This window comes from Microcoleus sp. B9-D4, from assembly GCF_036705105.1.
GTDB lineage: Bacteria > Cyanobacteriota > Cyanobacteriia > Cyanobacteriales > Microcoleaceae > Microcoleus.
Window position 1 is genome coordinate 1 of sequence record NZ_JAUBTS010000116.1, and the last position, 9,791, is coordinate 9,791.

General features: G+C 44.4%; 7 protein-coding genes and 3 pseudogenes. 6 read left to right on the forward strand and 4 right to left on the reverse strand.

From position 1 onward, the window contains the following. The coding region (locus QUB24_RS32350) for a hypothetical protein (protein WP_333157626.1) at positions 1 to 284 on the forward strand (284 nt) is incomplete at its 5' end. 257 nt (positions 285 to 541) lie between these two features. On the opposite strand, the gene QUB24_RS32355 is transcribed toward QUB24_RS32350, so the two are convergent. Beyond that, positions 542 to 1,465 (reverse strand): M23 family metallopeptidase, encoded by a 924-nt coding sequence (locus QUB24_RS32355; RefSeq protein WP_333157627.1) that lies wholly within the window; start codon positions 1,463 to 1,465, stop codon positions 542 to 544. Positions 1,466 to 1,769: 304 nt separating this feature from the next. Here QUB24_RS32355 and QUB24_RS32360 point away from each other — a divergent pair, with 304 nt between their 5' ends. Then, a complete protein-coding gene (locus QUB24_RS32360) occupies positions 1,770 to 2,993 on the forward strand; it encodes an HhoA/HhoB/HtrA family serine endopeptidase (protein ID WP_333157628.1) in 1,224 nt (407 codons plus the stop codon). A 304-nt stretch (positions 2,994 to 3,297) separates the two neighbouring features. Here the strand turns inward: QUB24_RS32360 and QUB24_RS32365 are convergent, their stop codons facing one another. Next, entirely contained in the window at positions 3,298 to 3,645 is a 348-nt protein-coding gene (locus tag QUB24_RS32365) for a DUF760 domain-containing protein (RefSeq protein WP_333157629.1), read from the reverse strand. 42 nt (positions 3,646 to 3,687) lie between these two features. Then, positions 3,688 to 4,203 (reverse strand): SMC-Scp complex subunit ScpB, encoded by a 516-nt coding sequence (gene scpB / locus QUB24_RS32370; protein ID WP_333109076.1) that lies wholly within the window; start codon positions 4,201 to 4,203, stop codon positions 3,688 to 3,690. A gap of 920 nt (positions 4,204 to 5,123) precedes the next feature. Between scpB and QUB24_RS32375 the strand changes: the two are divergent. Then, positions 5,124 to 5,321: pseudogene (locus QUB24_RS32375) on the forward strand (transposase family protein); the annotation flags it as partial. Between the two features lie 48 nt (positions 5,322 to 5,369). Here the strand turns inward: QUB24_RS32375 and tnpC are convergent. Next, positions 5,370 to 6,776, reverse strand: a pseudogene (tnpC, locus tag QUB24_RS32380) (IS66 family transposase). A gap of 141 nt (positions 6,777 to 6,917) precedes the next feature. On the opposite strand from tnpC, the pseudogene QUB24_RS32385 reads away from it, so the two are divergent. The 3 genes and pseudogenes from QUB24_RS32385 (at position 6,918) to QUB24_RS32395 (ending at position 9,059) form a co-directional block, all read left to right on the forward strand. After that, positions 6,918 to 8,228, forward strand: a pseudogene (locus QUB24_RS32385) (IS701 family transposase). A gap of 51 nt (positions 8,229 to 8,279) precedes the next feature. Continuing rightward, positions 8,280 to 8,546 carry a hypothetical protein gene (locus QUB24_RS32390; RefSeq protein ID WP_333157631.1) on the forward strand — a complete coding sequence of 89 codons (267 nt, stop codon included), beginning with the start codon at positions 8,280 to 8,282 and terminating at the stop codon, positions 8,544 to 8,546. A gap of 294 nt (positions 8,547 to 8,840) precedes the next feature. After that, the gene (locus QUB24_RS32395; protein ID WP_333157632.1) at positions 8,841 to 9,059 is read left to right on the forward strand and encodes a hypothetical protein; all 219 of its coding nucleotides are present in this window, start codon (positions 8,841 to 8,843) and stop codon (positions 9,057 to 9,059) included. The last annotated feature ends 732 nt before the right edge of the window (positions 9,060 to 9,791 follow it).

Sequence of the window (9,791 nt, forward strand, 5' to 3'; positions counted from 1 at the left end):
GCCCGTCCTTTTTGGACGGGCGGGACGCCCATCCCACAAACTTGTGGAAGTTATTTAATTCTCATTCCTTATTGATATTGCTGCAAGATGTCAGTTTCAACCGACTGTCTTCTATGAGACGGGGGTTTCAACCCCCGGCGGGCTGTGTCACAAAGCAGACAAATTTTCAGTCTGTTTCAGGGCGATCGAATTTGAGAGAAATGTGCGATCGGATTTTTGGTTTATGGCCGATCGACTTTGAGAGAAATGTGCGATCGAGCAATAAGTTGTTCACCAATAAGTGATTAATGGAAACCCGATTAGTGCGAACGTTACTTGTGTCTCGGATTCTATCAGGTTCAAAAAGATTGTGAGTAAAATAAACGGGCTTTGCGTCAGTTGTTTTTGTAAGTGAGTCTGGTAAAAGGTTGGTAACATATTTTTTGCGATAGGCAATCGTGTAACAATTCTGCTGCCTATCTTTTTTTACCACAACACAGCTCAATCCTTACCCAGTCTGGATTTGGGGCGGGTTGTCACCCCCCCCAGCACACTAACAATCCTATTTTTTAATAGTCGCTTGCAAATAAAGCAGCGGGTCTTCAGCAACCCAACCCAAACCGGAATTGTACCGAACTTCAAAATGCAAATGAGATGGCCGAATGTCCCGTTTTCCCGTCGTCCCCACAGTTCCCAAAACTTCTCCAGACTGCACTTTTTGACCGACTTTTACCGCAATATCTTTCAAATGAGCGTAGCGCGTTTGCTTCCCCGCTTCATGGTTCACCACCACTAAATTCCCGTAATCCCCCTGCGGCCCGGCAAAAGCGACAGTCCCCTCGCCCGCCGCCAAAACCTGCGTACCCTCCGACGCCAAAAAATCTACGCCGCTGTGGAAAAAAAATTCGCGCCGCGCCGGATGCAATTGCCGCCCGTAACGCAAAGCTTCCACTGCAGGGGCGGGCAGCGGAAATCCTTGCACCGATGGCGTTGCATCGGGATTGATAGAAGGCCCGATCAACCTATTCACCGCTGGCACAAACACCGTTTTCCCCAAAGGCCTGCACCCATTCGCCTCAAATAGCAAATCTGCGCGCACTTTGTAAGATTCTGCCAGTTTTTGCCAATTCCAGCCCGCAGGCACTTCTACCTCCATGCCACTGTACGGAGGAATGACGATCGCACTTCCAGCAGATACTCCACCGCCCCGCAACATCGGATTTATCCCGATCAGCGCCCCAGGAATCACATTGTACTGCAGCGCGATGCTTTCTATTGTTTCGCCCTGGGCCACAGTGTGGCGGCGCAACCGAGACATAGCCGGACTCGGGCAATCGCGGGCCGGGTCGGGGTTTTCTACAGGTGTACCTAAAGGAAGATTTGCAGGTGGGATCTCGGTATTTGCCGCCGTTTTCTCAACGGGTGCGATCGACCAAATTAATGCAAAAATCAGCGGAAATAAGCGTTTCAAAGTCATTATGTACATAAAAAAGTATTCATTTCGGACAGTTGACAATTTTAAAATCCTGTAAAATTGCATATTTACAAGCTCTAGCCACCCCCCAGACTGTAAATCCCAGGCTAAGCCAAGTTAGGATGAGAATTATTAGTTTGATTCGCTCTTGGCAAATCCGGCAAAATTGCCTGTGATGCCGATGGGCGCCTGCCTGTTAACAGCTATGTTCTTGAGGAAGCGGTACGCCCCGCCCCGCTTCCTTCCCGTCGCCAAGACAAAAAAGCTTGATTAGGAACCTGTCTGCGGGGATGAGGTATTTAGCGGGAGTTATTAAATGAGTTTATCTTTTAAGCAAGCGACCCTTTATGTGACTCTGCTGTCAATCGGCGGAGGTATGGGATGGTTGGGAAATCGCTATCTGCAAGGCTCAAACAATCTGGAAACCGGATTGGTTTTGCCAGTAGTACGCCAGCAAATCCCCCCCTATCCCTCTCCTTCAGTTCAGGAAAATCGGGCAGTCGATCGCAGCAATCCCAATTTTATTGCTGAAGCAGCCGAAAAAGTCGGCCCGGCTGTAGTGCGGATTGACGCCTCCAGCAAGGTGGCGAATCAAGTGCCCGAAGCATTCAAAAATCCTTTGTTTCGTCGGTTTTTTGGGGAGAATTTGCCGCAGCCGGAAGAACGAACCAAGAGAGGTACGGGTTCCGGGTTTATTCTCACTTCTGACGGCCGCATCGTTACTAATGCTCACGTTGTCTCCGGGACTGATACTGTCAAGGTGACTCTCAAAGACGGCCGCGAGTTTGAGGGTAAGGTGCAGGGAGTCGATCCGCTGACGGATGTGGCTGTGGTTAAGATTAATGCTAAGGAACTGCCGCAGGTGGCTTTGGGTCGATCGGACAATATTGTACCGGGACAGTGGGCGATCGCGATCGGCAATCCTTTAGGTCTCGACAATACCGTGACTGTGGGCATTATCAGCGCTACGGGTCGATCGAGTTCCCAAGTCGGCATCCCCGACAAGCGAGTCCGCTTCATCCAAACCGACGCCGCCATCAACCCCGGCAATTCTGGTGGCCCCCTGCTCAATGACCAAGGCGAAGTTATTGGCATCAATACCGCTATTCGCGCTGACGCTCAGGGCTTGGGATTTGCAATTCCGATCGAAACCGCCAAACGAGTTTCCGATCAGCTATTCGCCAAAGGTAGAGCCGAACATCCCTATCTCGGCATTCAAATGGTCAGCTTGACTGCAGCCACCAAGGCAGAACTCAACAAACAGCTCGATAATAATAATAAAATTACCCTGGATCAAGGTGTAGCCGTGGCGCGAGTCGTGGAAAATTCCCCCGCTCAAAAAGCAGACTTGCGTCCCGGAGATGTCATTCAAAAAGTTGACGGAATTGCGGTTAACACTCCCGGTGACGTGCAAGAACGGGTGGAAAACACGGTTGTGGGCAAAGAACTCGAACTGGAAATTAACCGTTTGGGTCAAGTTCAGAATATTAAAGTACGTCCGGGTGCTTTTCCCCTATCGGGTAGCTCCGCCGGTGGGTAATACCATTTTCGATTTTCGATTAAAGAATTAAGAATGACTTACTGCATAAGGATTTGGAGCTTATCGACAGTTGCATTCTTTTTTGAAATTGGTATTAATTGCCAGGGTGGAGGATGGAAGATGAATCTGATGCTTTATAGTCCTGGAAGCAGTAACCGGGTTTTTTCACCAAAAGCCTCGGTGTAGCGCGAGGGATTGCCGGTTAACAGCCCGGTTTCTTAATTCCCTGTGCCTCCATGATTCAGGATTATGGATTTTTCTGAACAACTTTCATCTTTCTTGCTTCCCCAACCCGTTGATTTTTTTACTTGTCTTTGGGTGAGTTTGGTTTAATCGAGCTGGTGCTTGCTAAATTTTCTTCTAGGTGCATCCTTTGCTCCATTTGCCTCAAAAAATAGCCTGTCATCATCGCTGAAGCTAGCAAACCTGCTAAGTTTTCGCGATCGGTGGTAATTTCGACGTTAAAATTTTCTGAAGGCAAAATGCCGACAAGTCCTTGAACGTTATGAGAGATTATTTCTCTGATGTCGGGGCTGACGGACTTGGCGACGCGGGCTAGAACCTCCGGGGATTGGTGTTGGAGGTACTTCAGCAGTGGATTGACTGCGGTTTGTTGGGCATTGGATGTGTCAAAGTCAGGGTGAAAAACCATTTGGCGATTCTTAATTTCTGGCTGGTTACATTCTACTTCAAACTACTCGTCATTGCTTGGGTACAAATTTGCCTGAAAGTCAATTTGCAATTGTTTTGGCAGTTGGTCTACTTGAAAGTACCGATGAAATTTCTCGGTAACTTGTAACCAATACGACCGCCCTTCAGTCGGCCGCCGTTTGCGGACGAAACCCATTTCTACCAGTTCCTGCACTTGCTGGTAAGCTCCTGAACCTCGCAAGTTAACTAAATCTGGCTGAGCGATGCCGCCTTTGAGGGCGATCGCAGCTAGCGTCCGCAAAGCTCCCACACCTAATTCTGGAGGTATTAAAGTTTGCATTAAACTGGCAAACTCTTCTCTGAGTTGCAGGCTGTATCCAGTGGGGGTTTCGACGACTTCTAATGCACTGTCGCGGTGGGACGAGTCAGACATGAGTTCGATGATGGCGTCTTCGGCTTCTGCTCGATCGCACTTGGCAATCTCGGCAATTTCTGCGATCGACACTGGCTGACCTTTTAAGTAAAGTATGGCTTCTATTGTTGTGGCTAAGCGAGTCATTTGGGAATTAGTAACGAGGAATTGGGACGTTGAAAGAAGAAGGAAGAAGCAAGAAAGAAGAAGGAATCAGGAAAACAACAGCTATCCGTATCTCACTAACTTCCGTGTCGTGAATAATGAGAATTGGTAATAAACATTCCCCTTACACAAATTATTAATAGTGTAGGTTAGGTTGAGAAACAAAACCAAAACTTTCAATTTTATTTTTTTATATCAGTCCGAGACACAGAAATATATAACGTTTCTGGCTCTCCTGAGCTTATGGTAAAATATATCAACCAATACAGATGACGGGGTTATGACTGATTTTTGGTAAAAAAAGATGGGGTCAGTATTCTTAAGAAGCCCCATCAGTAAAAAATGTTACCTCAATCATACCAAATTTGTTTCCAACAGCAGCTCAAAAACGCCGAATACTTGACTCTGACTATTTTAGTTTTTCTGCTTCCCAACCCATAAACAAGTGAGTATTGAGTTATTGGCGAAATAGATGCCATACCCAATCATGTTTGAGAGCCGACGAGGTTCTCTTCAACGATTTCTCAAGCTACCTCTGCTCAAGATTGAAAAGCTTTGGTTTCAGGGTAAGCTCATCTAATTTTGTATAAATTGTACTTGACTTTAAGGGCAAGATATGAACGAGTATCCAGTCAATAGCGGTTCTTGAGAATCCATTGAATATCTGGTGACGATCGCCCTTTTCCAGTGTAAGTGATGGTCGTAGCGCTAGAGCGAGTTACAATGGGCGATCGAGTCACAACGGGCGATCGACCTGCAGCCTTAAAGATGTCAAATGCGTCCTATAATACTGCTTCATATCAGTCACGAATGGTGAGGAAAAAACAATGGAGAAAGGATTCAAGCGTGTTGTGAATGAACCCAAACCATCGCCGACGATCGAGCGGTCTCAACCCATCTCCATGCAAGACTTACAAATAAGCTTATCAACTTATTTTGACGATCTACCAGACCCAAGAGTAGACCGAACCAAACCACACTTACTAAAAGACATTCTTGTAATTACCATTTTAGCTACGATTGCCGGTGCCCACGGGTGGGAAGACATCGAAAATTATGGACTCAGCAAGCAACAATGGTTAGAAGAATTTTTAGAGGTAAGGATTCAGGTCTGAAAGAAGGGAATGAGGTCAGGCATAGGAAAGTAGTCACTCATATTGGGCAGAAATAGCCTCACGGAAAAAAGCCATTACTGAACGAGCTTGAAAACGACAGGTTTGAATCACACTCAGCAGATTAGCCGTTTCCTCAAATCGTTTCATCGAACGAGAGCTGCCAGAAACTTTCCGTTTCGTTACAGCTAGCCGTAGAGAACGTTCTGCTAAATTATTATCTGGAGGAACCGAGGGGTCATTGAGAAAATACTACCATTGTTCTGCCTTATCCCGTAAGGATTTTAGTAACAGACCTGCAGGATAACCAACTTGGCCCAACCAAGTGGTCAAAGCTTGATTCAATCGTATTGTGAAATCCTGAGCCCAGAAGTCGTAGGTGAGTCGAGCCTTCGTCTTTCGCCAGGACTCATGGGCGATAAAAGCTTCATCTATTAATGACAGAAATACGCTTAGCGACTGCTGCATTATTGTTGCCAGGAAGTTCCAGCACTTTCTTGAAATGCCGCCGTAAATGGGCCAGACACTTCTGTTGGGCTGCGATGTTCCCGCCATTATAAACGCTGAAATCATCTGAGCTTAAGACTCCCGCAAATTCTGTGCCCAGCATGGTTTCCAATTCCACCCGCCCCCTGGTATCTGCCGCATGAAATAAACAGAATCCTTCTCCACTAGCTGTCCATAACCATTCTTTAACCCCCATGACACACCACGGCGTTTCATCTACGTGAACATTTGATTGAAGAGGTGCCCATTCCCACAGTGCTTTGAGCGCTGGTTTGACTGCTGCTGCTACTCGTTGATTGGTTTTTTGGAGTGTTCCTACTCCCACTTCTATTCTGCCGAGTTCCCACAACAATGAGCGTCAGCTTGGCGTAGGAAAGATGTCCATAATTCCCCAACCAGACTAATAGTGCTTGGAGATTAACGCTCAAATCTTGCCCTGGAACTATTCAAGCGGGGTGGTTCTCCTCTGACTACTGCACCACATTCTAGGCATTTACACGATTGTGTCTGATATTCGACGACTTCAATTGGTTTTGCTACTAGACTTGCTACTTGCTGTCTGTGGATGTTAATTACTTCACTTAATTCTTTACTGCCACAATTGAGACAGATGTCGGGTGAGCTAATTTCAGTTCTGTCTACTCGTCCAAACCCTTTGCGGGTTTTCCCCTGATGACCCGGTTGTCCGCCTGGTTTCTTTTTTGGGTCTGCTTCTGGTTTGACTATTGGTTTCTCTGGTTTTTGGAGTAGATCCGTTGATGGGGGTTTGGATGAAGTCTGACTGGTGGTTCGACTTTTGCCCGTAGCAATCGCTAGTTTTTCTTGCAATTGTGCAATAATTTTTTGCAGCCCCAGTACCATTTCTACCAGTTCAGCTTGGCTCAACTGCTCGATTTCGGTTTTTTTCTGCTCTCTCGTGGGTGCGGGCTTTTTCATCCGTTTATTTTACCAGATGCCGCCACTGAAGTTTTTTTTGACCTGAATCCTTACACGAGCTTGAAGGAACCAGCTTAACCCTCTTTTGTCACTCTCGTGGTAGTATAAGCAGTAACACACCCCAAAAGCATTGCCAGTCCTATGGTAGAGCCTCGTAAACCAGTACCCACAGTCAACTTTATAGATGAATACTGTCAAATTTACCAAAACATATTTCCAGAAGTTAGGAGCTTTGAAGCTTTTAATTACTTACATGTCGGTATGATATCGGACATAAAACGCAAAACACTACCATCAATAGCGAAAGTTATAGGGCTAGATAATCATCAAGCATTACACCATTTTTTAACACAATCACCTTGGGATGTAAAAGAATTAAGTCAGCAACGATTAGAATTAATATTATATGTACTTCAAGGGCGTCCAATAGTACTAATAATTGATGAGACCGGAGATAAAAAAAAGGGGAATGCGACTGATTATGTAAAACGGCAGTACATTGGAAATTTAGGTAAAACAGATAATGGTATCGTTGCAGTTACAGCGTATGGTGTTTGATCGGGTCTGACTTTTCCTCTATTATTTGAAGTTTATAAACCGAGAGAAAGACTGCAACCAGGAGATGAATATCTAACTAAACCTGAAATTGCCGCGAAAATGATCAAACAATTGCGTGCGATGGGATTTAAATTTAATCTTGTCCTAGCAGATAGTTTATACGGAGAGAGTAGTAAAAACTTTATTCAAATACTAGAGGAATTGAATCTAAATTTTATTGTGGCAATTCGCTCTAACCACAAAGCATGGGGAGTTACAGACGCGAAAGTCAAATATTCAAAGTGGCAAAGATTCAAACGTGTCTTCTCAGATTTAAGCTCGGAAGACAGATATATAAGAGAGATTATTTGTGGTGATAATCCGGAAATTAAATATTGGCAAATCACAACTGATAAAGAGGAGCTGCCCAAAAACACTACTTGGTATGTAATGAGTAAATTTCCCAACATTACACCCAGAGAAGTAGGTAATTTTTATGGTTTAAGAACTTGGGTAGAATATGGTTTGAAGCAAAGTAAAAACGAATTAGGATGGGCCGATTTTCGCTTAACTAATTATCCACAAATAGAAAAATGGTGGGAAATTATTTTTAGCGCTTATTTGATGGTTAGCCTCCACTCTGAACAACTGCTAAAATTACCACCACAATCTGAATCTAATTTTTCATCACATCCAGGGTGGGATCAAGGAAAGGGGTGTCAGAATATTCTTAACAACCTCCGTTTAATACTTCAACCATTTGTACTATTTAACTTTATTAAACCTTGGCTATAAGTTTTTACTGTTCCTAAGTTATCCGAGGGCTTTTTTAAACTTCAAATGCTTGTCAATAATTTAACTCCTTCAATTTTTCAAAACCTCAATATCCCTTATTTACACTTTTCCTCTGCGTAGAGTGACAAAAGAGGGTTAAAAAGAGACCGACTTATTAACATGATTTTGCTCATGACACTTGCGTACAGTTCAGCAATATTTCAAGGCACTGAACAGAAAAAAAAGCAGGTACAAAAATATGTATCTCGTCGCAAAGAACCTAAAAAAAGATATCGAAGACGGAGTACATTTTGTGTTGGTTTAGATGGAGAAAAGTGGGTCAATTATCTCGAACAATATTCTGACGAGGTAGAACAGTTAATGAAGTTAACTCCCAATAAACGCCGCTTTTATCAACAAGGTATGCGGGCCGCAACCCTTATACAGTCTATCTCGTAGACCTCTTTGTCACCCCCCCAGAAAGAAACAAGAGTTGAAGGTCGCCATTGATAGAACGGGGTGGCGAGATAAAAATCTGTTGATGATTAGCCTGATTGGGGACAAGAGAGCTTTACCGTTGTACTAGCAGATATTGCCTTCGCTGTGGCTGTAGCAACCTCCGAGAACAACAAAGCTTAATCTGCCCCATTCTTGGTCTGCTAAAAAATTATAAAATGGTCCTTTTAGGAGAGGCCTGAATTTGCGAGCGTTAAGCTGGCAAGTGGGCTGTGTGAAAAGAACATAAGGTTTGTTTTGAGAGTAAAACAGGGACGCTATATTCAAGAAGAAGGAGAGGAATTTAAGCGGTTGAGTGAGTGTGGTTTAGTAGCAGGTACGAGCTTTTATTTGACAGGAGTTAAAATCAGCAGCAAGGATTGGGCTGTTTTGATGTCGCTGGTTATGGGCAACGAAAATATCGAAATACTGGCGAAGATGAAGGCTGGTATTTACTCACCAATATCGGCACATTGAAACAAGCTGTAACAGCGTTTAAATGTCGCAGTGGTATCGAAGCAATGTTTAAGGACTGTCAAACAGTCGGCTATAATCTTGAAAAAAGTTACCTTTGTGACGACCGCCTCAAAACTTTAATATTATAAAACTTTAATATTCTTAATAGCTTTAGCTTATAGTTGTGCGATTTTACAAGGACACAAGCTCAAGCTTATGGGAATTCAGAAATACATCGGTCGCCTTACTGATTCGATGCGAGCGCAACGCCATCATAGTAGCTTTTGAATTGGATTATACGGTCAATCGTGGGCGCCGCGAAGCGGAGGGAGTAGGGAGGGAGCTTTGCCATGCAACTATTGCGGAATTGATGAAAATTAGACGCAATAAGCTCCCATTCTCTCAGAGAGGTTTGAGGGCTATGTCCTTGATTTTATCAAGCTTTGGACTATTCTTGTCATCCCGTCAGGAGCTTTTGTTTAAATGTGGTTGCAGGGATAGAGCTATTTTCGAGCTGCAGTGACGCGGTAAATATATTAGCAACCGGGGCGTTTAACAAGCGATAAAGGGATAGTATCCCAGTGGTGCCACTGGGTGTTTTGACACTACAAAAAAAAATAAGGGTAAAAAACCCTGAAGACTGCAGAGAAATTAAGTCATCACGATCACCATGTAGAAATAGAGGTCAAGCCCTCGGTCTATTAGTACGCCTCAGCTTCATCCCTCTCAGGACTTCCACTTAACGCCTATCAA

What these genes read in the sequence shown, in the direction of transcription:
- QUB24_RS32355 (WP_333157627.1), bottom strand. Translation starts at nt 1,465, where the DNA reads ATGTACATAATGACTTTGAAACGCTTATTTCCGCTGATTTTTGCATTA.
- QUB24_RS32360 (WP_333157628.1), top strand. Translation starts at nt 1,770, where the DNA reads ATGAGTTTATCTTTTAAGCAAGCGACCCTTTATGTGACTCTGCTGTCA.
- QUB24_RS32365 (WP_333157629.1), bottom strand. Translation starts at nt 3,645, where the DNA reads ATGGTTTTTCACCCTGACTTTGACACATCCAATGCCCAACAAACCGCA.
- scpB (WP_333109076.1), bottom strand. Translation starts at nt 4,203, where the DNA reads ATGACTCGCTTAGCCACAACAATAGAAGCCATACTTTACTTAAAAGGT.
- QUB24_RS32390 (WP_333157631.1), top strand. Translation starts at nt 8,280, where the DNA reads ATGACACTTGCGTACAGTTCAGCAATATTTCAAGGCACTGAACAGAAA.